This window comes from Burkholderia sp. Bp9099, from assembly GCF_003857805.1.
Taxonomy (GTDB): Bacteria; Pseudomonadota; Gammaproteobacteria; order Burkholderiales; family Burkholderiaceae; genus Burkholderia.
Genome location: NZ_QTPU01000017.1, coordinates 131,850 through 158,053 on the forward strand (window position 1 = coordinate 131,850; position 26,204 = coordinate 158,053).

Here is a 26,204-nt window from a genome sequence, read left to right on the forward strand (position 1 = left end):
GTCGGGTCGGCGCTCAGGCGTGCGGCGCGGTCGGTGCGCTCATTCCGCCAGCGAGGCCAATTCGGCGCGGAAGCGCTCGGGCGTCCACGCCGTGCCGTCCGGCGCGCGGAAGCCGATGCGGTTCAGGCCCGCGACAACCTCGTCCAGCTCGGTCGCGCCGCTCTCGAACACGCGTTCGAGCGCATCGCCCAGATCGTTCTCGTACTGCGTCGGCTCGGCCTTGCGGTTTTGCCAGATGCGGTTCTCGACCTGGCCCGGGATCTCGATCTGCCCCTTGCCGGCGACGTTGTTCGGCTGCGGCGCCACCCACGGCTTCAGGAACGGATTGAAGTTGACGGTCGCTTCTTTCATCGGTTACTCCACCTTGATCTGGATTTCCTCGCCAGCCAGGCGCACCGCGTACTGCTTCAGCGCGCGCCCGCCCGGGCCCTTCAGGCATTCGCCCGTCTTGATGTCGAACACGGCCTCGTGCAGCGGACATTCGACCGTGCCTTCGTCGACGAACCCCTGCGTCAGCAGCGCGTAGGCATGCGGGCACACGTTCTCAAGCGCATACACCTCGTCGCCGACGCGGTAGATCCCGATTTCGACGCCGTCGGTCCGCTTGAACTCGATCGGCGTGTCTTCCGACAGCGCGCCGGCGTGCCCGGCACAAACCCATTGTTCAGACATCTCACACCCTTCCTTCTGATCGACTCTCGGTTCGCCCCGGGTTTGTTCCATACCCGGAACAGCAGTTTATGGATGGTGATTATAGGAGTGACTTCCCACGAGTAAAACAAAAAGCTGCACGTCCTAGGGAAAACACCGACCGCCGGGTCGACGATCGCCGCCACTCATCTTGAAAAAGGTGATTTTTTGCTTTGTGGCGGGGATTTAAGTCCTTTTTTCAGGACGCTCGGTCCCGTGTTGCGGATCGTCACCACCCGCATCCGGCCCGATAAATTTATTTTTGATCCGGCGCGCGACACCTCTATACTTCATTCCATCAGAGGCACATTGTTCCTTATATGGAACATTAAAAATGCCCGCCCGGTGGTGAAGAACGCGCGACGGCCGGCCGTCCCCCGCGCCCGCCGCCACGGCACGTTTCTCATCAGGTTTGGAGAGTCAGGAGATCAAATGGTCAAGCAAGCGGTAGCAGCAGCAATCGTCGGAATGGGCGCGATGTCGGGCGCCTGGGCACAAAGCAGCGTGGTGCTGTACGGCAGCCTGGATGCCGGCGTCGCCTATGTGAACAACGTCGGCGGCCACGCGAAGTGGGCGATGATCCAGGGCAACACGCAACCCGACCGGTGGGGCCTGAAAGGCAAGGAAGACCTCGGCAGCGGCCTGTCGGCGATCTTCCAGCTCGAAAACGGCTTCTATACGAACAACGGCCAGTTCGCGACCGCGAACACGATCTGGAACCGCGCGGCCTTCGTCGGCCTCAGCTCCGACCGCTACGGCACGCTGACGCTCGGCCGCCAGACGCCGCTGACGTTCGACTATCTCGATCCGCTCAGCACCGCGTATCTCGCGCTGAGCTGGTATGCGTTCCATCCGGGCAACATCGACGGGCTCGCCGCGACCGGCAACGTGCCGTACAACAACGCGGTCAAGTACCGTTCGCCGAGCTTCGCCGGCTTCTCGGCCGCGGCGGCGATGGCGCTCGGCAACACGACGAACTTCTCGACCGGCAAGTCGGTCGGGGTCGCGCTGAACTACGCGAACGGGCCGTTCAAGGCGTCGGCCGTCTACTCGAACGAGCACGACCGCTCGATCCTGATCAGCCAGACGGGTATCACGTCGTTCCAGGGGCAGAACACCGCGACCGGCTACATCGCGAACAAGGTCGAGAACATCGGCGCGGGCGCGTCCTACCAGATCGGCGACTTCCTCGTGCACGGCCTCTATACGCGCGTGAAGATGCAGTCGAACGGGTTTTCCGACACGTTCCAGAGCTACGACGCGGGCGTGAACTACCGCAGCAGCGCGTTCAACACGATCGCGGGCGGCGCGGCGACCACGACGCTGGCCGGCCGCCGCTGGACGCAGGTGGAGCTCGGCGACATCTATGCGCTGTCGAAGCGCACGCAGCTGTATGCGAACGTGCTGTACGAGCACGGTTCGGGCGGCGCGAAGGCCGCGTTCTTCACGGCCGGCGCGTCGAGCACCGCGAACCAGGTGATCGTGCTGACCGGCATCCATCACTCGTTCTGAGCGGCGGCGGCCGGATGCGCCCGACGGCGGAAACGAAAAGAGCAGCCCGGGGGCTGCTCTTTTTTTGGCTACTTGCGACAGGCTACTGACGAAGCCGCGCGACGCGGCTCATGCCGCGAATCAGAACATCGCGACGCGATGGCGCGCGTGCGCGAACGTCGGGTCGCTTTCGAGCGGCCGGTAGTTCAACCGCTGCGACAGGTCGACCGCCGCGCCGCATACCGCTTCGACGAGCCGTTCCTTCTCGCCGGCCTCGCCGATTTCCGAGCGCGGCACCGTCGCGGTGATCGCCGCGACGATCGCGCCCGAATGGTCGCGCACGGGTGCCGTCACGGCCGAGATGCCGCTCTCGAACGCGGCTTCGCTGACCGCGTAGCCGAGCCGCGCGTAATGACGCACACGCTCGTACAACTCGTCCACCGTGCCCGGCGTGCGCTCGGTGAACTGTTCGAGGCGCTTCTCCGGATACAGCTGGCGCAGCGCGTCGCGCGTGAGGTCGCCCATCAGCACATGGCCGTGCACGGTCGCGTGCGCGGGCAGCCGCGTGCCGACGTGCACCTTCACCGAGCCGAACATCGACGTGTTGCTCTGCGCCTTCGCGACGAACACGACATCGCGCTGGTCGCGGATCAGCAGGTGCGTCGACAGGCCGGTCGCATCGCGCAATCGTTCGAGCACGGGCGTGCCGAGATCGGTCAGTTCCAGCGAATTCAGGTATTCGAAGCCGAGCCGCAGCACGCCGACGCCGAGCCGGAAATAACGGTCGCCGTTCACGCGCTCGAGAAAGCCGAGCGCTTCGAGCGTCTGCAGCAGGCGGAAGGTAGTCGTGCGCGGAATGCCGATGCGCTTTGACAGCTCGGGCGCGCCGAGCACCGGCTCGCGCGCGGAGAATTCGGCGAGGATCCGCAGCCCGCGCTCGAGGCCCGGCACCAGATACGACGACGCGCCGCCCGACGGTTCGTCGTCGCCCGCGCCCTGCTTCGACGCGTCGTGGTCGACGTCGTCGCCGGCTGTCGCGCGCGGCGCGCTTGCCGGCTTCGCCGGCGGTTTCGATGCGCCGCTCATCGTTGGATTGATCCTGTGCACATGGACGGAATGGAAGCGTTCACGAATGACCCGCAATGCTTGATTATGGAATTTCGACCGGACCGGATCAACACGATCCGGCGCAGGCGGCCGATGGCCCGGCGCGCCCGATCGGGTAGCCGGACTCATATAGCCTGATGCGATCGAAAGGATAACAGCGATAGACAAGACTGCCCATCGGAACGTCGCCTTAGGCAAGGCGGGCCGCCGGCCCTGCTCATCCGCGATCGGGATGCCTCACGTGCGGTACCGGCCGGCACGATCACGGCCGATGTGCGACTAGAAAACGAAAGGGGGAAGAAACGCGAGGAAACAAATGACCGCACCGATCCGCGAGCGGGATCGGCGCGACGCGACGTCAGGCCGTCACGGCAGCGTCGTACTCGGCACGGGCGAGCTGGCCAGCGGCGTATGCGTCGGCTTCACCGCGAAAGCCGTCCGTGCTGAATGCGACGACTTTCACACCGACACCCGACGCCCGCTTCACCGTCAGCGCCCATTGCCATCCACCGTCTTGTTCGAAGACGTGCAGCGAGGGTTCGAGGGATGAGTCCAGTACGGTCACGGGTTTTATGCTCCTGCACTGCGCATCACGTCGGCGACGCGTCAGGCATGTCGAAAAAGTGCGCCGGCGTCCGGCGCGTTTCAGCCATTCGACAGTCTAGTCAATGAATGTTGCGACGCACCATCAGGGCTTACACCTGCCTATCAGAACCGGACGGTCAATCAAAACCACCTGAAACCCTTATGGGACGGGCCTCGCAGGCCGGTTCAAGCCGCCCCGGACACCTGCGTGCGGCAACGTGCCGCATCGACGGCGGCTAGCTTCGCCTGGATGAAAAACGGGGTGCGACCGGCACGCGTGCGCCGGACCACCACCTTCGTCGGCTCGTGGCGCCCGCCGGTCGGCATCTCCGGCCGCTACCGGCCGCTTCCCGCCGACACCACCCGCCGGAACGTCAGGTTGACGCGCTCACCCTGCACGGCCGGCGCCTTCGGCACGCGGTGCTGCCATTCGGCCTGCGTGCGGCCGCGCATCACGAGCAGGCTGCCGTGTGTCAGCCGGTACGCGTGCACGACGCCGGTCGCACGATGACGCAGGTCGAACACGCGCATCGCGCCGAGGCTCACCGACGCGATGACCGGCGCGTCGCCGAGCTCCGGCTCGTTGTCGGCATGCCAGCCGAGACTGTCCTGCCCGTTGCGATAGCGATTGAGCAGCACGCTGTTGAATCGCGCGCCGCAGGTCGCCTCGACCGCGCGCTTCAGGTCGAGCACGGCCGGCGTCCACGGCGCGGGCACGTTGCGGATCCCCGAATACACGTAGACGGCGTCGGGCTCGCCCTGCCACGCGGTGAGCCGCGGCAGCGGAATGCGACCGCGCGGCGTGCGGATCGTGTCCTGCCGCCACGCGACCTCGTCGATCAGCGCGGCCAGCACGCGATCGGCGTCGGCCGGCGCGAGCCAGTCCGGGTACCAGTCCACGTCGGGCACGGGCGAATCGGCGAAAAGATCGGGCGTCGACATGTCGCGATCAGGCAGCAAATGAACGGTGCGGGGAAACCACGTCTGCATGGTAGCCAACGGCGACGCGCGACGCCATGCGCTGTCATTCCGGCGCGCTAGCGGCCGCGGGTCAACCGGATCAGCGTGATCTCGGACGGCACGCCGAAGCGGTTCGGCGGCCCCCAGTAGCCGGTGCCGCGGCTGGTATAGAGCCACATCGTGCCGAACCGGTTCAGCCCGCCGATCACGGGCTGCTGCAGGCGCACGAACGGCGGCCACGGCAGGAACTGCCCGCCGTGCGTATGGCCGGACAGCTGCACGGTGAAACCGGCGCGGCTCGCCGCTTCCGCGCTGCGCGGCTGGTGCGCGAGCAGGATCTTCGTGGCGACGTCGTGCGGCGCGCCCGCCAGCGCCTGCTCGGGATCGCTGCGATGCGCGGGATCGAACCCGCCCGCCGTGAAATCGGTGACGCCGGCGAGCACCGCGCGCGCACCGTCGTGTTCAATCAGCACGTGTTCGTTGAGCAGCACCGTCAACCCGATCCGCCGGAACTCGTCGATCCATGCGTGCGCGCCGGCGTAGTACTCGTGGTTGCCCGTCACGAGGAAGCTGCCGTGCCGCGACTGCATGCGGCCGAGCGGCGCCGTGTGCTCGCGCAGCCGCTTGACCGAGCCGTCGACCACGTCGCCCGTCACGACGACGAGATCGGCCTCGAGCGCATTGACCGCGCGCACGATCCGCTCGATATACGGGCGCTTGATCGTCGGCCCGACGTGAATGTCCGAAAGTTGCACGATCGTCAGGCCGTCGAGCGCGGCCGGCAGCCCGTCGACGGGAATCGACACGCGCTTGACCGCGGCCGTGCGGCGCGCGCCGACGAATCCGAGCGCGCTGACCAGCACCGCGCCCGCCAGCACGCCGAGCGCCGTGTCGGATGCCGCGCCGCTCCAGGCACCGTCGTGCCCCAGATGCCGCCAGACGACGACGCCGAGCAGCACCAGCTCGCGCAGGAATGTCAGCACCAGCAGCGACGAGAAGAAACCCATCGCGATCGAACCCAGCCAGCCGACCAGCGTCGCGGCCCAGCCTTCGTCGAAGCGGCGCGAGAACATGCCGACCGGAATCAGCACGACGAAGCTCGCCAGCACGAGCGCCGCGATCGTGCGCGCGAGCGGCGACGTGAAGGCGTCGGGAATGATCCGCAGCCCGACATACAAATGGAACACCACGCCGATTGCGATGAACCGGACAAAGAAACTTCGCATGGAATACTCGTCCTCGTTGCGATACCGCTTCCGCGCCGCGCGTCGGACGGGACCGTGCCGTCAAGCCTCTTCACGCGTCGCGCTCTTCGCACGATGGTACACAGATACCGGCCGGCACGACGGTCACGGCCACGGCGGACGCACCGCGCGGGCCCGAACGCGGATTCATCCGCGACTGCGCGTCAATTCCGCATTCGGCTCGCCGATTCCCGCTTCATCGGCAGACAAACGGCATCGGCCCGGTTTCGTCTGACTATCCTTTACAGTCCGTCAGCAACCCTGCCAGTGCATGCGCTGGCAGAATCGCGAACCGCCATCGATCGCACCGAAGCGCCCACCGGGCAGCCCCGTGCGTGCGGCAGGCACGCCGGGCATCGCTGGCGGTCTACATCGCGCTGATTTATGATCGGCTCCGTATCGCGGAATCGTCGTCGCGACGACGAACCGCCTTGCGCCGCGCCCGGCATCCACCCCCAACGTCGAGCTCGTCACACCATGAGAAAAACAACGCCGCGCGCGCCGCTGCGTGTCGCCGCCGTCCTCGCGCCCGCCCTGCCGCTCGCGGGCTGCACGTCGCGCGGCGCACCGTCGTACGTCCTGTTCGGCGCGTATTTCCCGCTCTGGCTCGTCAGCGCGATCGTCGGCATCGTCGGCGCGATCGTCGCGCACCGCGTGTTCGTCGCGACCGGCTGGGCCGCCACGGTGCCCTACCAGCTCGCCGTCTGCACCGCGATCGGGCTCGTGGTCGCCGTGATCGTGTGGCTCACCGGCACGGGGCCGTTCGCATGAAGGCCGCCGGCACCGCCCGCCCGTCCACGAAAGGCCGCGTGATCGCACTGGCGATCGTCGCGCTCGGCATCGCCGCGCTCGCATACGCGTACCACCGCACGACGGCCTACCCGTCCACCGACGACGCGTCGATCGACGCGGACGTCGTGCACGTCGCGTCGCCCGTCGGCGGCCGCATCGTGCAGCTTGCCGTGCACGAGAACCAGCGCGTTGCAAAAGGCGACCTGCTGTATCAGATCGATCCGGTGCCGTACCGGCTGACGGTCGCGCAGGCGCAGGCCGACCTCGAACTCGCGCGCGCGTCGCTCGACACGCGCCGCCGGTCGCTGATCGGCGAGCGCTCGAACGCAGCCGTCGCCGCCGAGCAGGTCAAGCGCGCGTCGCAGAATCACGATCTCGCGACGCGCGACGTGAACCGGCTCGCGCCGCTCGCGGCGCAGGGCTACGTCAGCGCACAGCAGTTCGACCAGGCGAAGGTCCGGCAGCGCGACGCGGCCGTGTCGCTCGCGCAGGCGCAGGAACAACAGCGAGCGTCCGCGCAGACGATCGGCGACGACGCCGACGCGATCGCCACGCTCCATGCACGCGAAGCCGCACTCGCCCGCGCGCAGCACGCGCTCGACGACACGGTGGTGCGCGCGCCGCACGACGGGCTCGTGACGGGCCTGACCGTGCTCGCTGGCGAAACCCTCGCGCCGAACCAGTCGATCTTCACGCTGATCGATGCGAGCGAATGGTTCGCCGTCGGCAATTTCCGCGAAACGTCGTTGAACCGCATCACGGTCGGCGACTGCGCGACCGTCTATTCGATGATCGACCGCAGCCGGCCGCTGTCGGGCAAGGTCGTCGGGATCGGCGCGGGCATCTCGGACAGCGACCGCATCAACCTGCCGCGCGCACTGCCGATCGTGCAGCGCTCGGTGAACTGGGTACATGTCGCACAGCGCTTCCCGGTGCGTGTGAAGCTCGACGAACCCGACGGCAAGCTCGTGCGCGTCGGCGCGAGCGCGATCGTCGAGGTCCGGCATGGTTCAGCCTGCCGCTGAAGTCCGCGCCCCCGGCCCGCGCGAAGTCCTGCGACTGCTCGCGCCGTTTCCGGGGCGCGCCGCGATGGCCGCGCGGGTCGCGCTGATCTGCGCGCTCGTCGTGCTCGTGACGAGCGGCTACGGTACGCCGGAAGCCGCGATCTCCGCGTACGTCGTGTTCTTCCTGAACCGCGCCGACCGCGTGACGAGCGTCGTGCTCGCGGTCGCGATGCTGCTGCTCATCACGCTCGTGATCGCGCTCGTGATCGGCGTCGCGATCTTCAGCATCGACTATTCGGTGCTGCGCGTCGCGTGCATGGCCGTGCTGTCGGCCGGGTTGCTGTACCTCACGTCGGCGAGCAAGCTGCGCCCGGTCGGCGCGATCCTCGCGATGATCGTCGGCTTCGGGCTCGACCAGCTCGGCCTCGCGCCGGTCGGCGAAGCCGCGACGCGTGCGCTGCTCTACGCATGGCTGATGGTCGCGATTCCGGTCGGCGTCGCGATCGTCGTCAACCTGCTGATCGCGCCTTCGCCGCGCAAGCTCGCGCTCGCGCAGCTCGCGAAACGGCTGCGGCTCGCCGCGCAGCGGCTGCGCGGCGACGAGGATGCGCGCACGGCCTTCGACGCGAGCCTGCGCGAAGGCGACAAGCAGCTCCTCACGTGGCTCAAGCTGTCGACGCTCGAAGGGTCGACGCCCGCCGCCGACGCACCCGCGATACGGCAAGCCATCGCGACGAGCACCGCGCTGCTCGTCGCGGTCTCGCTCGCCGACCGCGAGCCGGACGCGCGGCTGCCCGCCGCGTTCGCGCAACCGGCTGCGGCGACACTCGACGAGATGGCCGGCATCCTCGAGCAAGGCGGTTATCCGGTCGACGTGACGCTGGCGCTGCCGCCGGCCGATACGCTGCCGCCGCTCGCGCGCGTCGTCGCAACCGATCTGCACACGGCCATCACGCAGTTCGCCGAGCCGGCCACACCTGCTGAATCGACTGCAGCGACTGCACCGGCCGCATCGGCCGCATCTGCCGCACCGACGGCGACTCCGCCCGACGCATCGGCTGCAACCGCCAACGCACCCGCCGCGCCGCGCGGCGGCTTCTTCCTGCCGGACGCCCGCACCAACCCCGACCACATCCGCTACGCGCTGAAGACGACCGTCGCGGCGATGTTCTGCTACCTGCTGTACTCGCAGCTCGACTGGTCGGGCATCCATACCTGCTTCATCACCTGCTACATGGTGTCGCTCGGCTCGACGGCCGAAACGGTCGAGAAGCTCACGCTGCGGATCGCCGGCTGCATCGTCGGCGCGCTGATCGGCACCGCGGCGCTCGTGTTCGTCGTGCCGGCGCTGTCGTCGATCGGCGAGCTGATGACGCTCGTGTTCGTCGGCGCGTGGCTGTCCGCGTGGGTCGCGTTCGGTTCGCCGCGCATTGCGTACGCTGGCTTCCAGGTCGCGTTCGCGTTCTTCCTGTGCGTGATCCAGGGCGCGGGCCCCGGCTTCGACCTGACGCTCGCGCGCGATCGCACGATCGGCATCCTGCTCGGCAACGTCGTCGTGTATCTCGTGTTCACGCGCATCTGGCCCGTCAGCATCGGCAAGCAGATCGACGTCGCGTTCGCGGCGCTGCTCGATCAATGGCGCCGTATCGCGCAGGTCGTGCAGCCGGCCGAACGCCGCACGCTCGCCGCCGAAGCGTTCGCGCGCCACGGCGCGATCGCGCAGGAGCTCGGCCTGATCCACTACGAACCGTCGTGGGTGCGGCCGGCCGCCACGTGGCTCGCCACCCGGCGACGCGCGCTCGCGGAACTCGGCGCGCTCGAAGGCCCGCTGTTCCTGCTCACCGAGCGCACGCCGGGCGATGCGGCGATCGGCGCGCACCTCGCGCGCGTGATCGAACTGCACGACGACGCCCCGACCGCCGACGCCGCTTCGGCGCCGCCGTCGTCGACGGCAGGCGCGGCAGCCGAGCCGGCCCCGCCGCCGGCCGCCACCTCCACCGACCCTGCACGCGACGCGCTGCTGAACCTGATCGACACGCGGCTCGCGCACATCGCCGACGCCGCGCGCCCAGACACCCCGAAGGAGCCTGCCCCTCATGCGCGTCCCTGAACCGCCGGCCGCATCGATCGCCGCCGCCGCGCTCGCGACCGCCATCGCGCTGACCGGTTGCGCCACGTCGTCGGTCGATCTCGCGCCGCAGGCCCCCGACCGCCCGTGGCAGCCGCAAACGTCGGCCGCCGGCGACATCGTGCCGGCGCCACCGCTTGCATCCGCGCAGCGTGCGCCGCACGACTACACGCTGCCTGCCTCGCCCGCGCTCGCATCGGTGTCGCCGCCGGCCGCGCTCGATGCCACGCATCCGTACACGCTGCCCGAGCTGATCGATCTCGCCGAATCGACGAACCCGCTGACCCGCATCGCATGGAACGACGCGCGCAACGCGGCGCTCGCGGTCGGCATCGCGAAGGCCGCATACCTGCCGAACCTGTCCGCGACCGCGATGGGCGCGTACCAGGCGAGTCACGGCTCGACGTCGACGATCCTCGGCGACTCGTCGAGCAACACGACCGTGCACGGCACGATCTCGGCGCTGTCGCTGCAATGGCTGCTGTTCGATTTCGGCGGCCGCGCGGCGCGCGTCGAGGCGGCCGAACAGGCGTCGGTCGCGTCGAACGTCGCGTTCACGGCCGTGCATCAGCAGGTGATCCACGACGTGACCGTCGCGTATTACCGTTACGAAGCCGCCCGCTCGCGCGCGGTCAGCGCGCAGCAGGGCCTGGCGAACGCGGACGCGATTCTCGCGGCGTCGCGCGCACGGCTCAGGCAAGGCGTCGGCACCGTCGTCGAACTCGCGCAGGCGACGCAGAATCGCGCACAGGCGAACCTCGCGCTGGTCCAGGCGAACGGCACGGAAAGCGACGGCTACCTCGCGCTGGTTTCCGCGCTCGGCATCTCGCCGCTGTCGAAACCGTCGATCGCCGCGCTGCCCAGGCGAGCGCTGCCGCCCGCGCTCGCGTCGTCGGTCGACGCGATCGTGTCGGACGCGATCGCGCGCCGCCCCGACCTGCAGGGCGCCTATGCGCTCGAGCAGGCCAACCGCGCGAAGATCAAGGCCGCTCAAGCCGCGTTCATGCCGAAGATCTTCCTGTCGGCGTCGACGTCCTACGCCAGCGGCGGCACGGCGATCACCGCGCTGCCCGCGATCGGCGACCAGGCCCCGACCGTGAACCTGAACGGCAGCCACTACGGCGGCGGCGTGTTCCTCGGGGTGACGATTCCGCTGTACGACGGCGGCCTGCGCTCGGCGGTGCTGATGCAGGCGCGCAACGATGCGCAGAGCGCATCCGCGCGCCTCACTCGGACCAAGGAAGAAGCCGTCCGCCAGGTCGTCGCCGCGCAGAACGCGGTGCAGACGAGCCTCGCATCGCACGACGCGGCGAAGGCGCTCGTCGATGCCGCGCAGACGAGCTACGACGCGGCGCTGACCGCGTACCGCAACGGCGTCGGCTCGGTCACCGATGCGACGATCGCGCAAAGCCAGCTGCTCGCGGCCCGCAACGCGGAGGTCGACAGCTACGCCGGCGCGCTGTCGGCCGCCGCCGCGCTCGCACTCGCGACGGGGACGATCGGCGCGTCGCAGTCACCGTCGCAGTGACCACCGGCCGTTCGCGGCCGTTCGCGGCCGGCCGCCAGACGGGTTGACGCCTGCGCGGGCGGCCCACTAGAATGCCGCCCATTCTTCCTTCAGGAACCATCGTGGACAGTTGCAGCACTCCGTTGCGTGCGCCGCTTGCCGCCTGAACGCCTGTCCGCCGCAGTTCTCCTGCCGCGGCTCGCGTTCCGCGAGCCCGCACGCCATCCGTTTCACATTGAATGACGCATCCGCGCGGTACAGTACCGCGCGATGACGGCCATCGTGCCGCGTTCGGCTTCGCGCCGCCGCGCCGCGGGCCGGCATGCGCACTTGGCACGGCAGGACCATCATGACTCTCGATTTCGCACTCCGTCTTTTCACTGCGTTCGCCTGCGGCGTCGCGATCGGCCTCGAACGCCAGATGCGGCAACGCACGGCGGGGCTGCGCACGATCACGCTCGTCGCGAGCGGCGCCTGCCTGTTCGTCACGCTCGGCGTGCTGACCGGCAACGGCGTGGCCGGCGTCACGCAGATCGCCGCTTACGTCGTGTCGGGCGTCGGCTTTCTCGGCGGCGGCGTGATCATGCGCGACAAGGGTTCGATCCAGGGCATCAACACGGCCGCGACGCTGTGGTGCTCGGCCGCCGTCGGCGTGCTGGCCGGGTCCGGCCACTACGTGCCGGCCCTGGCCGGCACGGGCGTCGTGCTGCTCACCAACACGGTGCTGCGCGGCGTCAGCCAGGCGATCAACGCGACACCCGTGTCGAATGCCGACCTCGTGCGCGAATACCAGATCACCGTGATCTGCCTCGCCGCCGACGAAGTACACATCCGCACGCTGCTGTCGAATGCGATGTATGCGAAACCGCTGTCGTTCCAGAGCCTGACGAGCGAGGACGTGCCCGAGCAGCCGGACCGATTGAAGGTGACCGCGACGCTGAAGCTGCATCCGAAGGATCAGCAGAAGCTCGAGCAGATCGCGAGCCGGATGAGCATGGAGAAGAGCATTTCCAGCGTGAGCTGGACCGCGAAGGAAGCGGAGCCGATGATGGAGTGAGCGCAAAGGCGGCCGGCTCGGCACGACGCCCCGCCGCCGGCGCCGCGTCAGGGCGTATCGATGAGCCCGGCCGAGATCGCCTTGACCACCGCCTGGACCTTGTTGGTCGCGGCGAGCTTCTCGAGGATGTTGTTCACGTGGAAGTTGACCGTGCGCTCCGAGATGCTGAGGATCTGGCCGATCTCGCACGCGGTCTTCCCTTCGGCCGTCCAGCACAGCACCTCGCGCTCGCGCGCGGTCAGCGTGACGCTCGCCTCGGGCGACAGCTTCGGCACCATGAAGCGGCTCATCAGCGAATGCGACAGGTTCGCGAGCCAGTTGGTCTGCAGCGTCAGCATGTTGATCTCGGCCGGCGTGAGCCGGTCCGCATGACGCGCGATGCTCAGCAGCCCGAACGCGCCGCGCGCCGCCCAGCTCGACTGCGCGACGCCCACCGACAGCCCGTGGTCGCGCGCGTCCCGCCAAAGCGGACACGGATCGATCCGGTCGACGTCCGGCCAGACGATCATGTTGGTGCTGAGCGCGCCGTCACGCACCGTCGAGTCGATCTCGATGTAGTTCTGCGCCTGGTAGTGGGCCATCCAGCCGTCCGGATAGGTATCGAAGATCGCGACGGCCGGCTTCGACACGGGCAACGGCACGCGAATGCCGTAACAGCAATATTCGAAGCCGAGGCGTTTAGAATAAGCGGCGATCCGCTGGAAGAGCTGCTGCTCGTCTTCCGCGGCGCTGAATTGTTGGTAGGCATCCTGCCAGCGCAGTTCCATTCATTCTCCGACAACGTTACGCTGTCATACCTGTCAGGTGCCAGCGCCGGTTCGGGGCTGATACATTCCGCGCATGACTTCACCTTTGTTGCACCCGGTCCGCGGCCCGTCTCCGGACGGCTACGTGCGCCTGTCCGAAAGCGCGCTGGCCGCGCTCGCGCTCGACCATGTCGCGAGCGGCCTCGATGCATCGCTGCTCGCGGAGCTGCGCGACAGCGCCGTCGACGCGCGCCTGGCCGGCTACACCGAATGGCACCGCCCGGCCAGTGCCGGCCTCGCGTACCTGACGGTCGGCTGGGACTGGTATCTCGAGCGCGCGACGGGCACGTTCGCGATCGCGGGCGGCGACGTCCGCAGCAACATCATGGCCGTCGACGCCACCGGCGCCGACCTCGGCATGTTCCGCACCGCCACCGTGCTGGCCGCGCGGCTCGCACACATCGACTGGCCGGCCGCGGTTGCGTCGGCATTGCTCGGTCGCAACGACGTCTATCATGCCGGTCCCGTGCTCCAGTGACAACCGGCCGCGCTTTCGTCTGACATTTCCGCAAGACTGGCGCTCTTTATAAGCAAAAGCCGCCGGTATTTCAATCCCGCCGATCAAGAAACCGTTACCACCGGTCGAATGGTGTCGGCGCGGCCTCACCCTGTAAGAGTTACCAGTTACCGCCTCCTCGGGACGCGCGATGTAATGCGGGCATACCAAAGTACCGATCCGAGGACACCATGCGGACCTTCGTTCACGATGAAGGGCGGTTACCACACGAACTTGCAGCGGATCTCGGGCGCTATCGGCGCCATGTGTTCGTCGAACAGCTCGGTTGGGCGCTCCCGTCGGCGAACGAATGTTTCGAGCGCGACCAGTTCGATCGCGACGATACCGTCTACGTGTTCGCGAGAAATGCCGGCGGCGAAGTGTGCGGATGTGCGCGCCTGTTGCCGACCACCCGCCCGTATCTGCTGAAGTCGCTGTTCGCCGACCTGATCGCCGAGGACGTCGCACTGCCGCAATCGGCTGCCGTCTGGGAGCTGTCGCGGTTCGCGGCGACCGGCAACGACGAAGGCGGTCCGGGCAATGCCGAGTGGGCCGTCCGCCCGATGCTCGCCGCGGTCGTCGAATGCGCGGCGCAACGGGGCGCGCGGCAGCTGATCGGCGTGACGTTCGCGAGCATGGAGCGGCTGTTCCGCCGGATCGGCGTGCACGCGCACCGGGCAGGTCCCCCGAAACAGGTGGACGGTCGTCTGGTTGTCGCGTGCTGGATCGACATCGATCCGCAAACGTTTGCCGCACTAGGAATCGAGCCGGGACGGGCTGCCCGGCAAGCCATCGCCGCCTGAGCCGGAACGCGCGTAGTCCGGCCGGGCGGCATCGTAACGAAGGAGAACCACCGTGGACCAGTCTCAGGTCTTTCGCGCGATGATGCCCGGGTTGACGGGCGCCGGCGGCGCCCGCGTCGCAGTCGCCTACCCGACGTTTGCGCGGCCGCTGCCGCTCGTGCGGCTCGATCGCCGCGGGCTCGTGTTCCGGGCCGCCGGTGCCGCGCCGCTCGTGTGCGGGCTGCCGCGCACGGCGACACTGCTGGTGGCGGACGAGCCGCTCTGCTCGCTGCGCCTCGTGATCCGCGACGTCGCCGCTGTCGGCGACGGCCGGCGCGACCTGACGATGCAGCCGTCCGGTGCCGCCGGCGACGAACTGCTGTGGCACGCACTGCGCGACCGCAAACCGTACCGGCAGACCGGGCAGCCGCTTGCGCCCGTCGACGCGGCCATCGCGCCGAACGGCGAGCCGCAGGCCGCCGGCGGCGGCGCGCAGCGTCCGTCGCGTAGTGCGGCGTTCCGTCTGCGCTGCCATAGCGACGCGCTATTCTTTGCCGACTGGCTCGAATATCACTTCGACGAGCTGCGCGCGCTGTCGCAGCGACACGGGCCGCAACTGCAGCTCAATCAGCTGCAACGGCAAGTCGCCGACGACGAGGTGGGCGTGCGCTTCGTCTACGACATCGACGGACACGCGACGCGGCATGCGCTGACCGACTGCGCGCGCGAGGCCTGCGCGTGGATCGAGACGGAAATGCGCAACAAGTACGCGGTGCCGGTTGCGCAGGAGCGGTTCGGCGCGTTTGCCGCGCACGCGCGGGCAGGCGCGATGTAGGAGCGACGGATACGCGACGGCCGCCGCACCGACGGCGCGTCGGCTGTTCGGCAGGACACGGCGGAACGCCCGCGACGGCCGGATGGCGTGCAGCACCAGCCTGGTCAGAAAAGCCGGCGGCGCTGCGTTGCACAATTACAACTAGGGCTTGCCATCCCTCGGGTTTTCCCTTAAAGTTACATCCGTCTCCTCCATGTCTCCAAACATGGATTCAGCCCGCTCCAGTAGCGGGCTTTTTTCTTGCCTACGATAATTTATCGGGGACACATCAAAGCCCCCTGCCAGCAGCGCGCCCGCGCCTGCCCGGCGGCATCGACGAATCGCTCCCCCCCCTAGCCGACATCGTCATGCACGCCCACCTGCGCATCGCGCGCCCCGTCGCCGACCTCGCCAGAACCGAGCACATGTACCGCGACGCATTCGAGCCAGCAGTGCTCGCGCGCTTCGACGATCACGACGGTTTCTCCGGCGTGATACTGGGACGCGAAGGACTCGATTACCACTTTGAATTCACGCACTGTCCGGCGCATCCGGTCGCCCCGTCGCCGCCCCGAAGACCTGATCGTCTTCTATCTTCCCGACCGCCGGGCGTGGGAAGCCGCGTGCGCACGCGCAGTCGCGCACGGCTTCATGCGGGCGACATCGTTCAATCCATATTGGGATGCGTCCGGACAGACGTTCGAGGACGCCGACGGCTACCGGATCGTGCTGCAGAACGCGAAGCGGCGTGAGCGGGCAAGCGTGCCCGGGGCACGTTACGCGCTGACGTAATCATCGGGACGAACGGATGCTGCGTGCGCGACAAACACCACATGCGGTCGCAGCGCATGCCCCGGCGGCAACGCAGGATGCTCGAAATCGCGCATCGGTTGCCGCGCCATCCCGAGTTGCTGCGCAACACGCTGCGATCGCTGGTTGGCAGCAGCCGTCCATGCAAAGATCTCGCCGAGCCCCACACGGCCGAACCCGTCGACCAATACCGCAGCGGCCGCTTCCGCGACATGGCCATGCCCCCACGATGTGCGAGCCTGGCGCCACATGATCTCGACGCACGGCGCCATCGGATGCTCGTCACGAACTTCACGCGACAACCCGCAGAGCCCGATCAGCGCGCCATCCGCACGGCGCTCGATCGCCCACACACCGAAACCGTGCGCTTCGAAATGCGCTTCGAAGCGTGCGATGACGGCCTCCGCCTCATCGAAGGACATCGGGCCACGCGCCAGCCACGCGGTCACATCGGGATCCGCGTGCATCGCAACCAGCGCACCGGCATCGCCCGGCCGCCAGCGACGCAACGTCAAACGTTCGGTTTCTATCTTCAATGGCGGATCAACCGTGATCGGGAGGTGCAGAAGGCATGGGGTGCGTCGGGCCGCGTACACCGTTCTCGTAACGCAGGAGCGAGCTCGAAGGCGAACCGGAGGGATGAAGCAATCGCGCTCGTCAGCTGCGCCGGCAACCAGCGGCGACAGTCACGAGAACCGGCGACGGGAATTGAACGCGGCGGGACGCATCGTCCCGTCCGGCGTTCACGGAATGAGCGCGACGCCCGATCGGGCGCCCCCGCGTCGAACGCGATTACTCGTTTTCTTCGAAGTAATGCCCGAACTTGACCTGCTTGGTCCGGATGTAACGCTCGTTTTCCTCGCGCACGGGCACGGCGAGCGCCACGCGTTCACACACGGGAATGCCGTGCTTCACGAGCGTGTCGAACTTCTTCGGGTTGTTGCTCATCAGGCGCACCGACGTCACGCCGAGGATCCGCAGGATCGCGGCGGCCGAATCGTATTCGCGAGCGTCGTCGGGCAGGCCGAGGTCGAGATTCGCCTCGACGGTGTCGCGCCCCTGCTCCTGCAGCGCATATGCGCGGATCTTGTTGCTCAGGCCGATGCCGCGCCCCTCGTGGCCGCGCAGATACAGCAGCACACCGCGATCTTCCGCCGCGATGTAGCGCAGCGCGAGATCGAGCTGCTCGCCGCAATCGCAGCGGAAGGAGCCGAACACGTCGCCGGTCAGGCATTCGGAATGCAGCCGCGTGAGCACGGACTGCTCGCCGGTGACGTCGCCCATCACGAGCGCGAGATGTTCAGCATCGCTGCCCGATACGCGGAAAGCGTACGACGTGAACGTACCGTAGCGCGTGGGCAGCGACGCGGTGGCGACGAGCGTCACGCACTCGTCTGCCTGGCCATTGCCCTGCGTGGGCGATTGGGGACGCGAAGACATCATGAATTCAATCGAAACGATCTGGAATGTAGGAGTTGTGTGGATAGTGCGTGACCGGAGTTTACCGCTAATCTGGAAACGTCACGCGACTGCCGCAGCAGGCCCGGCTATACTGGGCCCGTCGGGTGCCGCGCATCACGCCCTGCCTTCCCTGCATCGTCCCGCACACGGAGAAAGCAAATGAGCACGACTGTCGCGCAAATTCTCAAAGCCAAGCCGGATTCCGGCCGCACGATCTACACCGTCAAGAAAGCCGATTTCGTCTATGACGCCATCAAGCTGATGGCGGAAAAGGGAATCGGCGCATTGCTGGTCATGGACGGCGACGACATCGCGGGCATCGTCACCGAGCGCGACTACGCGCGCAAGGTCGTGCTGCAGGACCGTTCGTCGAAAGCCACCCGCGTCGAGGAAATCATGACGGCCAAGGTGCGCTACGTCGAACCGTCGCAATCCACCGACGAGTGCATGGCACTGATGACCGAGCACCGGATGCGCCACCTGCCCGTCATCCAGGACGGCAAGCTGATCGGCCTGATCTCGATCGGCGACCTCGTGAAGAGCGTGATTGCCGACCAGCAATTCACGATCAGCCAGCTGGAACACTATATCCACGGCACCCCGACGGTCACGTCCGCCTGATCCGCCCCAGCGAAAAAGGCCCAAACGCGCGAGCGTCTGGGCGGAAAAGCCGCCGGAATGCGGCGACGGAGGTTCTGCTCTGCTGACGCAGACGCGCGCAAGCGGCGCGCGTCCCGTCGGTCACATGCTGTGCTCGGGCAGACCCGGGAATGTTCAGTTGCCGAAGTAGACGGAGTTCACGGGATTCGCGGCTTCATGCGTCATGCGGCGGCCCGACTGGCCTGCGCCCGTCGCCACCGCACCATAACCGCTCGTATCGGCTTGGGCGAGCATCGGCTGGTTCGGCTGGATCCGTTGTTCCGCGGCCTGGATGTTGTCCGGATATTGCGAATCGCTCGCGAGCGGCTTGTAGCCATTCTGTTCGAGTTGCACGAGCTCGGCCCGAACCTGGTCGCGAGTCAAGCCCTGCTCGGACTGTGCGAACGATGCGATCGGGGCGGCAAGAACGGATGCAGCGATCGCTGCGTAGATGATCGACTTCATGGTGGACCTCCGAAATATGTTCTCTTTTGACGTCGCTCCCGGCGGGACTGTCTGAAGCGATGGATCAAGTGTAGTGCTGGCGATACCAAGGGGAAACCCTTGGTTTGAACATACAGCGTTGCATTTTCGGAAAAAATCGACCGCTGTCACCGTGCGCGATCGCTATTACTTAAATCATTTTCACAACAATGCCTGACGAAAGGCCGACAGCCGAAGCACCGATCCGGAAGGTTGTGTTGTAGAATCGTAAGGTTTTATTCACCTCTCGACACCCCATTCACCATGCACGCGCCCATGCTCGCTTCGGTTTCGCCGCCTGGCCCGGTCGGCGTGCGCGTGCGCGCCGGCCAGCCGGCGCATCCCCTCGCTCGACGCACGGCCCAGGCGCCGCTCGCGCCTGCCCGGCGCCTGATCTGACGGCTCGGTCTCCTTCCCGGAGCCAGGTCAGACAGGCTCCGGGCGATCCCCATAGGCACGCCCCGCCTGCCCCATGCCGATCATTTGGAGAACTGCCATGAAACAACGCCTTTACCAGTTGACCGAACTCGACGTTGCTCGCCTCGAGAAGCACGCCGAACACAACCCGCGCTTCCAGACGATGCTCGACACGCTGCTCGAGCGCGCAGACATCGTGCAACCGGACGCCATCAAGGCAAACGTCGTCACGATGAACTCGCAGATCACACTGCTCGACGAAGCGACCCAGGAACAGGCCACCTGGACGATTGTTTATCCGGACGCCGCCAATCTCGAGCTCGGCCGCCTGAACGTGTTCTCGCCGGTCGGCATGGCGCTGCTCGGCACGCAACGCGGTCAGCTGGTGAAAGTGCTGCAGCCGAGCGGCGCCGAAAGGCTGATGAAGGTCGCCGCGATCGTGTTCCAGCCGGAAGCCAACGGCGAATACACGCGCTGATGCTGCCGGCCGGCAGCGCACATGTCGGCCATACCAAGCAAAAAGCGAGGCTCAGTGCCTCGCTTTTTTGCGTCCGGGCGATACGTAGCGTCATCGCAGCCCGCGTCGCTGATGTGGCGGGCGAAAAAAAAGGCGCCCGAAGGCGCCTTTTTCGATACAGCGAAGCTGGTTACCCAGCCGTCACGCTTAGAAGCGGTGACGCAGACCAACCGTTGCTGCGGTTTGGTTGATCGACGAGCTCGGCAGCGTGTTGACGTCGCCGTTGTAGATCGATGCGCCAACGCCGTTCTTCGCAGCGCGCTGGTACACAGCTTGTGCGTAGACGTCGGTGCGCTTCGACAGCGAGTAGTCAGCTTGCAGGCCGAACTGGTTCCAGTGCGTGCTTTCGCCAGCAACCTTCGCGTTCGTGTACGTGTACGCTGCGCCCAGGCCCAGAGCCGGCGTCAGGTTGTACTTCGCGTTGACTTCGTAGTTGTCAGCGTGGAACGTAGCCGCGCCGTTAGCTTGGTTGTCGACACGCGATTGCGTCCATGCTGCGCCAACTTGCGCCGGGCCGAATGCGTATGCAGCAGCCGCGCCGTACGTGCGCAGGCGGCCTTGGCCGTTGAACAGAGCCGACGACGAGTCAACTGCGCCCGTGCCGTTGTTGTTCGGGTTGTTCGCTTGCGAGTAAGCTGCACCCAGCTTCAGGCCTTGGTACTGGTACGACACGCCGCCGCTGTAAGCACGGTTGTTGCCGAAGTTCGTGCTGTTCGAGAACGAGTACGTGCCGCCGAATTGCAGGCCAGCGTAGTTCGCGCTTGCGAACTTGATCGTGTTGTTGGCCGAGTAGCCGCCGTTCGTGCTCAGGTTGTCGTTGTTGAACGGGTGAGCGAAGTACGTACCGCCCCACGAGCCCGTTGCGGTCAGCGGTGCCAGGTAGTCCTGGACGGAGTCGTACTGCTTACCCAGCGTAACCGTGCCGTACTGGCTCGACAGGCCGACGAAAGCCTGGCGGTTGAACATGCCGTTGTTGTTCGCGAACTTGCCGTTGCCGATGTTGAAGCCGCTTTCCAACGTGAAGATTGCCTTCAGGCCGCCACCGAGGTCTTCCGAACCACGCAGACCGAAGCGGCTCTGGTCAATGCCCGAACCCATCGACCACAGCGACTTGCCTTGGCCAGCTGCGTTCTGGACGTTGCTTTGGTAGGTGATGCCTGCGTCCAGCACGCCGTACAGCGTGACGCTGCTTTGCGCGTGAGCGACGGTAGCGAACGATGCTGCAGCTGCTGCAACGATCAGAGTCTTGTTCATTCGTGGAGCTCCCTTCTAAAAAGAGGCAGGTCTCGCGACCTTGTTCATAAACGGTCTGCAACCGCCCGGGAGCGCCATCGGTCCTTCTGGCCGCGCCCGGATAGTTGCCCGTTTGGGAACCGTGAGTTTAGGGGTGTACCCTAGGGGCGCGATCTGCAAATAAAGAAATAAGCTTTTCCAGAACTAGAAATAATGAAAGTGGGGACGCGTTATAAGTATTTGTTTTAACGTCTTTTTTTGACCTATTGACGGATATTTTTTGGAGGCTTTCATCCCACCATTCTTTCGTGTCATCGTCTTGACGGTTGCATAGAAACAACAAACGGAATCGATGGAACCACACGAAAACGGTAATTTTTACCCAAAACAATCTCAAATGTTGGGTCTGGCCGCCTAAAACGCAGCGACTGAACGGTAAACATTCGGCCGCGCGGCCGTAGCCGACCCCATTGGCCGTCGGCGCCAACTGCAACAGGGAGATCGGCGGCGGCACCCTGGGTGCCGCCGGGCCGCCGTGACATGCGGTAACAGCCTTAACGGCCCGCGTAACCCGGCTGCGGGACCGGCAGGCTAATGTAAGGCGGCTCCGACAACATATATAGAGGACCCGCCATGAATCGACGCTCGTTGCTGCGCGCCGTCGGACTGACCGCCGCCTTCGCCGCCACCGGCGGCTGGCTGCGTACCGCCTCGGCCCAGCCCGCCCCACCCGGGTACCGGCCGCCGGGACCGCCTCCCGGCCACGGCAGGCCGCCTTATTCCGATCGCCCGGGCTTCGCGCCGCCTGCACCGCGGCATGATCGCCGGCCGCCGCCTCCACGGCCGCACGGCTATGTCTGGACCGACGGCTACTGGCGCTGGCAGCGCGGCCACTATATATGGGTGTCCGGACGCTGGGTCGCCCGCCGCCCCGGGCGCAGGTGGGTACCTGGATACTGGCGGCGCCAGGGTCAAGTGTGGGTCTACGTCGACGGCACCTGGCGTTAAGTCGTCCGCGCCGGCCGTGGCTCGGCGCGAAGCCGCCGCTTCCGCGCCCTTGCCGATCGACACGCCGCCCTGTCTGCATTCGAGCTGACCGACCGGGCGGATGCCGATCGCGCTCGCCCCGGTCACGACGGTCGTCGGCACCCCTCAAACGCCGATCGCCACGCGTGCGTTGCGCCCTTCGCGACACCGCACGCGAAAGCAGCGCCCTCGAAACGTTCGGATAACGAAATCATCTGTTGCTGCCGCAACGCACGCATCCTGTCGCCGGTCGTCACGCGACCACACGACGCACGCTGCTCAACGCCCGCCGCTTTCCTGCTCGCGCGCGCGGCGACGGGCCGCGCAAATCGCACGATGATGTTCGTCGGCCCAGCGGATCAGCGCGTGCATCGGCGTCAGGAACGAACGCCCGAGGTCCGTCAGCGCATATTCGACGCGCGGCGGCACCTCGGCATACAGCGTGCGGCTGACGAAGCCGTCCTGCTCGAGCCGCTTGAGCGTGCGCGACAGCATCTGCTTCGACACGTCGCCGATCGCACGGGCGAGTTCGTTGAAACGCATCGTGCCGCCGGACAGCGCCTCGAGCACGAGCAGGCTCCACTGGTCGCCGATGCGGTCGAGCACATCGCGGATCGGGCACGGCTGATCGAGTTCGACGGATTCGTCGGCGGACGGAAACGACATGACGGGATTCTCTTTCACGGGCAATGCACGGTCACCGCGGTGTGACCTGTTCACACCGTGGTGACTTCTTGTGACGGGTTCGCGGCAACTGTACCATTCGATCGACTCGATGGCCGAGCGGACTTGCCAGTTCTACGAAGCATACGCACGCGCACCACCGGCACCCCGTCGCCGCCGATGACGACGATCGGCGTCATCCGCAGTCGCACACCACGCACCGCGCGTCCGTCCACGCATCTCCAGACAAGGAACCTGCCGCATGTCATCGCTCCGCTCGCCCGTCCGTACCGTTGCCGCGTTCGTCCTGCTTGCCGCATCGACCGCCGCGCCGGCCGCCGGCCCGGCCGCGCGCGACCTGGCCGCCGAGGAAGCCAACCGCCAGCTCGTGCTGACGTTCTACGACCGCTTCTTCAACAAGCACGAAGCGCTCGAGGCTGCCGCCGTCGTCGCCGACGACTACAAGCAGCACAACCCGCACGTGCCCGACGGCAAGAAGCCGTTCGTGTCGTACTTCGTCGGCGCGTTCCAGAAGAACCCCCAATCGCGCGCGCAGATCGTCCGCAGCGCGACCGACGGCGACCTCGTCTATCTGCACGTGCACGCGACCGAGCGCCCGGGCGATCGCGGCGAAGCGGTGGTCGACATCTTCCGCGTGAAGGATGGCAAGATCGTCGAGCACTGGGACGTGATCCAGCCGGTGCCCGAAAAAGCCGCGAACGGGAACACGATGTTCTGACCGGGCGGGCCGCGCGCCGATGCGCGGCCGACCGCTTCGCACGCTTGAACGCGGCCAGCGCACCGGCCACGCATGCGTCGTGCGACATCGAGCGCGAGCACCTGCCCGGTCGTCAGCACGTCGCCGCACGCGGCCCCGCGCCAGATTGCCGCCGTGGGCTGACCCGTCGTGACCGCGAGGCGCCAGTGTCGGGCCGCGCGGTCACGCGCGACATCGGCCCGCAGGACAACGTCCGACCGGATCGGGCCAACCTGCGCGCAACCGTCTACGACAGCGCGGCCGCGCGCCCGCCGGCCTGCTTGCGCCCGTAGCCCACCATCATCACGAAGCTGAGCAGGAAGCCCACGCCGCCGATCAGCAGCAGCCCGCTCTCGCCGAATACCGGCAGCAGGTTCGTCAGCGCGCCCGTCACGACCCATGCGACGGCCATCACCGAGCCCGCGACGCCGAGCACCCAGCCCTGCCGGTCCTCGCTGACGGCATCGGAAAACGCCGTATACATGGTCGTGTAGGCGACCATGTCGAAACAGCCGACCACCATCGCGAGCGCCCACAGCACCGGCTCGTGCGGAAACAGTGCCGACGCGATCTGGCCGAGGCCCGCGACGAGCAGGCCCGTCTTCGCGATGTCGACCACACGCCACACGCGCAGCATCAGCCGCACGACGAACAGCAGGCCGAACACGAAGCAGATGCCGATCACGCCGCTGAACAGCCCGAGCCGCGCGCTCGTATAGCCGAACTTCGCCTGCAGCAGCAGCATGATGGTCTGCAGGTAGAGTCCATAGCCGACCTGCATCAGGAAGAACACCACCGACAGGAACGCGACGTTGCGCTGACGTGCGGCTTCCCCGATGATCCGCAGCGGCAGCAGCGGATCGATGCGCGTGTCGCTGCGCGGCGCGGCCGTGTCGCGATACGACGCCCAGGTCCAGAACGCGCACACGAGCGACAGCGCGGCGACGAGCACGAACGGCGTGCCGTAGTCGAACAGCGGCGAGATCGTCCGGTCGGACGTGACGCCGCCGAGCACGGGGCCGACGATCACGCCGGCGCTGAACGCGAGCGACATGATGCTCATGTTGTACGCCTTGTTCCCGGGCGTGCTCAGGTCGGTGATGGCCGCCTGCGCGATGCCCTGGCAGCCTGCCATCAAACCGGTGAGCCCGCGGCCGGCCAGCAACAGCGCGACGCTCCCGTGCCACGCGCCGGCGGCCATCAGCGCATAGCCGGCAGCAAGGCCGAGCACGCACAGCAGCAGGGTTCGGCGGCGGCCGTAACGGTCCGACAACTCGCCCATCAGCGACGAGCCGAAGAACATGCAGAGCGGATAGATCCCGTAGCCGACACCGAGGTAGAAATTGCGCGCGTGTTCGCCGGCGTCGGCCGGCAGGATGCCCGCGTGAGGATCGCTGAAGATCGCGGACATCATCGGGTAGACGAGCCCGAACCCCATCGCGTCGATCGCGATGGCGAGCAGGCAGGGGCCGAGCAGCGTGTAGTCGAGCCGGGACATGGCGACCTTCCGGACAGAGTGGATGATCGCGCAAGCGTAACGAGCGGGCGGCGGCCCCGGTAGGCCGCTGTCCGCGATGCTAACCATCGGCGGCGCCGATACGCCGCATGCCGCCCGGGCCGATGGCTGATCGCCCCGAATGGCGAACGACTATTTGGCGCTCAGCGGCTCGCCCGAGAATTGCCGGCGCGCGAGCACGCACGGCGCGCCGTCGTGCATGAACACGCTCGCGGCCAGCCCGAACGATGCGGCGAACAGCATGTACCACGCGGGCGCGACGGGCGACCCGCTCGCACGCGTCAGCCATGTGACGATGAACGGCGCGAAACCGCCGAACACCATCACGGCAACGTTGTACGCGAGCGCGACGCCGGTCGATCTCGTCCGGTTTACGCGCTTCGTCAGCTTCGGCTCCGCCCTGCTTTGCTGCTTTGCTGCTTCCCTGCTTCCCTGCTTCTCCGCTTGCCGCTTGCCGCTTTCCTGCTTCCGCGCTTTCCTCGCCTTCCTCGCCTTCCTCGCTCGTCCTGCCCTGTACGCAAATCCGTCGTCAGCGATGCAGCGCCGAGCGGCGTCCGCATAGCGTGCAGCTAGTCCGTTTGGACGGCACGCCGCGCCGCCTTTGTTGCCATCATGACCGTCATTCATCGCGCGCCGGATGCCGCACGAAACGGCGCCGCGCCCGCCACGGAGACACCATGAACGACCCTATCCTCGGCCCCATCGACCAGATCGGCTATGTGGTCGCCGATCTCGACCGCAGCATCGCGCGCTGGCGCGCCCGCCACGATGTCGGCCCGTGGACCGTGTTCCGCAACGTGCGGCTCGACGGCCGCTGCCTCGGCGAAGCGACGACGGTCACGATGGATGTCGGGCTCGCGTATCGCGCCGATCTGCAGATCGAACTGATCCACGTGACGAACGACGCGCCGTCGCCGTACCGCGATGCGCACGGACAACTGGTCGCGGGCCTGCATCACGTCGCATGGGTGGTCGACGATCTCGATGCCGCCGTCGCGCAACTTACGGCGCGCGGGATGCGCGTGGTGTTCGACGCGCGCAACCCGGCCACGCGCGTGGCCTATCTCGACGACGCCGACGATCCCGGCGTGCGCGTCGAAGTGATCGAAGGTGCAGGCATGCGCGCGATGATCGCGCACGGCATCGCCGAAGCGCATACCTGGGACGGCGCCGATCCGGTCCGCATCATCGACGCGTCGGCCGCCGCCTGAGCGGGCCC

At 67.1% G+C, this 26,204-nt stretch carries 28 protein-coding genes and 2 pseudogenes; 15 read left to right on the plus strand and 15 right to left on the minus strand.

The genetic code is table 11. The annotated features are described in order from the left end of the window. Positions 1-39 precede the first annotated feature (39 nt). Positions 40-351: a recombinase-like helix-turn-helix domain-containing protein gene (locus DIE17_RS21115; protein ID WP_124666744.1), complete on the minus strand. Its 312-nt coding sequence runs from the start codon at positions 349-351 to the stop codon at positions 40-42. Between the two features lie 3 nt (positions 352-354). Beyond that, the gene (locus tag DIE17_RS21120) at positions 355-672 is read right to left on the minus strand and encodes a non-heme iron oxygenase ferredoxin subunit (RefSeq protein WP_006758060.1); all 318 of its coding nucleotides are present in this window, start codon (positions 670-672) and stop codon (positions 355-357) included. A 450-nt stretch (positions 673-1,122) separates the two neighbouring features. On the opposite strand from DIE17_RS21120, the gene DIE17_RS21125 reads away from it, so the two are divergent. Next, a complete protein-coding gene (locus DIE17_RS21125) occupies positions 1,123-2,202 on the plus strand; it encodes a porin (RefSeq protein ID WP_124666745.1) in 1,080 nt (359 codons plus the stop codon). A gap of 120 nt (positions 2,203-2,322) precedes the next feature. On the opposite strand, the gene DIE17_RS21130 is transcribed toward DIE17_RS21125, so the two are convergent. From DIE17_RS21130 to DIE17_RS21145, 4 genes are all read right to left on the minus strand, one after another. Beyond that, a complete protein-coding gene (locus DIE17_RS21130) occupies positions 2,323-3,267 on the minus strand; it encodes an IclR family transcriptional regulator (RefSeq protein ID WP_124488184.1) in 945 nt (314 codons plus the stop codon). A gap of 379 nt (positions 3,268-3,646) precedes the next feature. Beyond that, positions 3,647-3,853, minus strand: coding sequence for a hypothetical protein (locus DIE17_RS21135; RefSeq protein WP_044843168.1), 207 nt, complete (start codon positions 3,851-3,853; stop codon positions 3,647-3,649). Between the two features lie 356 nt (positions 3,854-4,209). Next, positions 4,210-4,815, minus strand: a complete 606-nt coding sequence (locus DIE17_RS21140; protein WP_044843167.1) for an alpha-ketoglutarate-dependent dioxygenase AlkB family protein — start codon at positions 4,813-4,815, stop codon at positions 4,210-4,212. A 95-nt stretch (positions 4,816-4,910) separates the two neighbouring features. Then, on the minus strand, positions 4,911-6,059 hold the full coding sequence (locus tag DIE17_RS21145) for a metallophosphoesterase (protein WP_124488185.1): 1,149 nt from the start codon (positions 6,057-6,059) through the stop codon (positions 4,911-4,913). A gap of 495 nt (positions 6,060-6,554) precedes the next feature. On the opposite strand from DIE17_RS21145, the gene DIE17_RS21150 reads away from it, so the two are divergent. From DIE17_RS21150 to DIE17_RS21175, 5 genes are all read left to right on the plus strand, one after another. After that, on the plus strand, positions 6,555-6,848 hold the full coding sequence (locus DIE17_RS21150) for a hypothetical protein (RefSeq protein ID WP_124488186.1): 294 nt from the start codon (positions 6,555-6,557) through the stop codon (positions 6,846-6,848). Next, positions 6,845-7,894, plus strand: a complete 1,050-nt coding sequence (gene mdtN, locus DIE17_RS21155; RefSeq protein ID WP_124921269.1) for a multidrug transporter subunit MdtN — start codon at positions 6,845-6,847, stop codon at positions 7,892-7,894. The genes DIE17_RS21150 and mdtN overlap by 4 nt, the downstream gene beginning before the upstream one ends. After that, positions 7,875-9,983 (plus strand): FUSC family protein, encoded by a 2,109-nt coding sequence (locus DIE17_RS21160; RefSeq protein ID WP_124921270.1) that lies wholly within the window; start codon positions 7,875-7,877, stop codon positions 9,981-9,983. Before mdtN ends, DIE17_RS21160 begins: the two co-directional genes overlap by 20 nt. Then, positions 9,970-11,529 (plus strand): TolC family protein, encoded by a 1,560-nt coding sequence (locus DIE17_RS21165; protein WP_124921271.1) that lies wholly within the window; start codon positions 9,970-9,972, stop codon positions 11,527-11,529. The genes DIE17_RS21160 and DIE17_RS21165 overlap by 14 nt, the downstream gene beginning before the upstream one ends. 328 nt (positions 11,530-11,857) lie before the next feature. Then, positions 11,858-12,565 carry an MgtC/SapB family protein gene (locus DIE17_RS21175; protein ID WP_044843160.1) on the plus strand — a complete coding sequence of 236 codons (708 nt, stop codon included), beginning with the start codon at positions 11,858-11,860 and terminating at the stop codon, positions 12,563-12,565. Positions 12,566-12,612: 47 nt separating this feature from the next. Here DIE17_RS21175 and DIE17_RS21180 read toward each other — a convergent pair whose 3' ends face one another. Continuing rightward, complete coding sequence (locus tag DIE17_RS21180) at positions 12,613-13,332, minus strand: autoinducer binding domain-containing protein (protein ID WP_124488191.1); 720 nt, start codon at positions 13,330-13,332, stop codon at positions 12,613-12,615. Positions 13,333-13,405: 73 nt separating this feature from the next. Between DIE17_RS21180 and DIE17_RS21185 the strand changes: the two genes are divergently transcribed. From DIE17_RS21185 to DIE17_RS21195, 3 genes are all read left to right on the plus strand, one after another. Next, a complete protein-coding gene (locus tag DIE17_RS21185) occupies positions 13,406-13,849 on the plus strand; it encodes a DUF4902 domain-containing protein (RefSeq protein WP_124921272.1) in 444 nt (147 codons plus the stop codon). Between the two features lie 209 nt (positions 13,850-14,058). Further along, positions 14,059-14,670 (plus strand): acyl-homoserine-lactone synthase, encoded by a 612-nt coding sequence (locus DIE17_RS21190; protein WP_124921273.1) that lies wholly within the window; start codon positions 14,059-14,061, stop codon positions 14,668-14,670. 52 nt (positions 14,671-14,722) lie between these two features. Then, positions 14,723-15,484 (plus strand): hypothetical protein, encoded by a 762-nt coding sequence (locus DIE17_RS21195; protein ID WP_124921274.1) that lies wholly within the window; start codon positions 14,723-14,725, stop codon positions 15,482-15,484. Between the two features lie 332 nt (positions 15,485-15,816). On the opposite strand, the gene DIE17_RS38035 is transcribed toward DIE17_RS21195, so the two are convergent. After that, complete coding sequence (locus DIE17_RS38035) at positions 15,817-15,939, minus strand: hypothetical protein (RefSeq protein WP_260427875.1); 123 nt, start codon at positions 15,937-15,939, stop codon at positions 15,817-15,819. Here DIE17_RS38035 and DIE17_RS38040 point away from each other — a divergent pair. Then, positions 15,889-16,255, plus strand: a pseudogene (locus DIE17_RS38040) (VOC family protein). The gene DIE17_RS38035 and the pseudogene DIE17_RS38040 sit on opposite strands and share 51 nt — an antisense overlap. On the opposite strand, the gene DIE17_RS21205 reads toward DIE17_RS38040, so the two are convergent. Next, a complete protein-coding gene (locus tag DIE17_RS21205) occupies positions 16,240-16,809 on the minus strand; it encodes a GNAT family N-acetyltransferase (protein WP_124921275.1) in 570 nt (189 codons plus the stop codon). The pseudogene DIE17_RS38040 and the gene DIE17_RS21205 sit on opposite strands and share 16 nt — an antisense overlap. 256 nt (positions 16,810-17,065) lie before the next feature. Beyond that, complete coding sequence (gene ribA / locus DIE17_RS21210; RefSeq protein WP_044846712.1) at positions 17,066-17,716, minus strand: GTP cyclohydrolase II; 651 nt, start codon at positions 17,714-17,716, stop codon at positions 17,066-17,068. 177 nt (positions 17,717-17,893) lie between these two features. On the opposite strand from ribA, the gene DIE17_RS21215 reads away from it, so the two are divergent. Then, positions 17,894-18,355, plus strand: a complete 462-nt coding sequence (locus DIE17_RS21215) for a CBS domain-containing protein (RefSeq protein ID WP_044846711.1) — start codon at positions 17,894-17,896, stop codon at positions 18,353-18,355. A gap of 153 nt (positions 18,356-18,508) precedes the next feature. Here the strand turns inward: DIE17_RS21215 and DIE17_RS21220 are convergent, their stop codons facing one another. Beyond that, on the minus strand, positions 18,509-18,838 hold the full coding sequence (locus tag DIE17_RS21220; protein WP_044846710.1) for a DUF4148 domain-containing protein: 330 nt from the start codon (positions 18,836-18,838) through the stop codon (positions 18,509-18,511). 514 nt (positions 18,839-19,352) lie between these two features. On the opposite strand from DIE17_RS21220, the gene DIE17_RS21225 reads away from it, so the two are divergent. Beyond that, a complete protein-coding gene (locus DIE17_RS21225; RefSeq protein WP_044846709.1) occupies positions 19,353-19,751 on the plus strand; it encodes a GreA/GreB family elongation factor in 399 nt (132 codons plus the stop codon). Positions 19,752-19,937: 186 nt separating this feature from the next. Here the strand turns inward: DIE17_RS21225 and DIE17_RS21230 are convergent, their stop codons facing one another. Beyond that, positions 19,938-21,044 (minus strand): porin, encoded by a 1,107-nt coding sequence (locus DIE17_RS21230; protein ID WP_044846708.1) that lies wholly within the window; start codon positions 21,042-21,044, stop codon positions 19,938-19,940. A 612-nt stretch (positions 21,045-21,656) separates the two neighbouring features. Here DIE17_RS21230 and DIE17_RS21240 point away from each other — a divergent pair. After that, positions 21,657-22,031, plus strand: coding sequence for a YXWGXW repeat-containing protein (locus DIE17_RS21240; protein WP_124488197.1), 375 nt, complete (start codon positions 21,657-21,659; stop codon positions 22,029-22,031). A 297-nt stretch (positions 22,032-22,328) separates the two neighbouring features. Here DIE17_RS21240 and DIE17_RS21245 read toward each other — a convergent pair whose 3' ends face one another. Continuing rightward, complete coding sequence (locus DIE17_RS21245; protein WP_124666754.1) at positions 22,329-22,715, minus strand: winged helix-turn-helix transcriptional regulator; 387 nt, start codon at positions 22,713-22,715, stop codon at positions 22,329-22,331. Positions 22,716-22,974: 259 nt separating this feature from the next. On the opposite strand from DIE17_RS21245, the gene DIE17_RS21250 reads away from it, so the two are divergent. Further along, a complete protein-coding gene (locus DIE17_RS21250; RefSeq protein ID WP_124666755.1) occupies positions 22,975-23,451 on the plus strand; it encodes a nuclear transport factor 2 family protein in 477 nt (158 codons plus the stop codon). A gap of 265 nt (positions 23,452-23,716) precedes the next feature. Here DIE17_RS21250 and DIE17_RS21255 read toward each other — a convergent pair whose 3' ends face one another. Beyond that, complete coding sequence (locus tag DIE17_RS21255) at positions 23,717-24,967, minus strand: MFS transporter (protein WP_124666756.1); 1,251 nt, start codon at positions 24,965-24,967, stop codon at positions 23,717-23,719. 150 nt (positions 24,968-25,117) lie between these two features. Next, positions 25,118-25,354 (minus strand): annotated as a pseudogene (locus tag DIE17_RS38045) (MFS transporter); the annotation flags it as partial. 308 nt (positions 25,355-25,662) lie between these two features. On the opposite strand from DIE17_RS38045, the gene DIE17_RS21265 reads away from it, so the two are divergent. Next, positions 25,663-26,196: a VOC family protein gene (locus DIE17_RS21265; protein ID WP_124666757.1), complete on the plus strand. Its 534-nt coding sequence runs from the start codon at positions 25,663-25,665 to the stop codon at positions 26,194-26,196. The last annotated feature ends 8 nt before the right edge of the window (positions 26,197-26,204 follow it).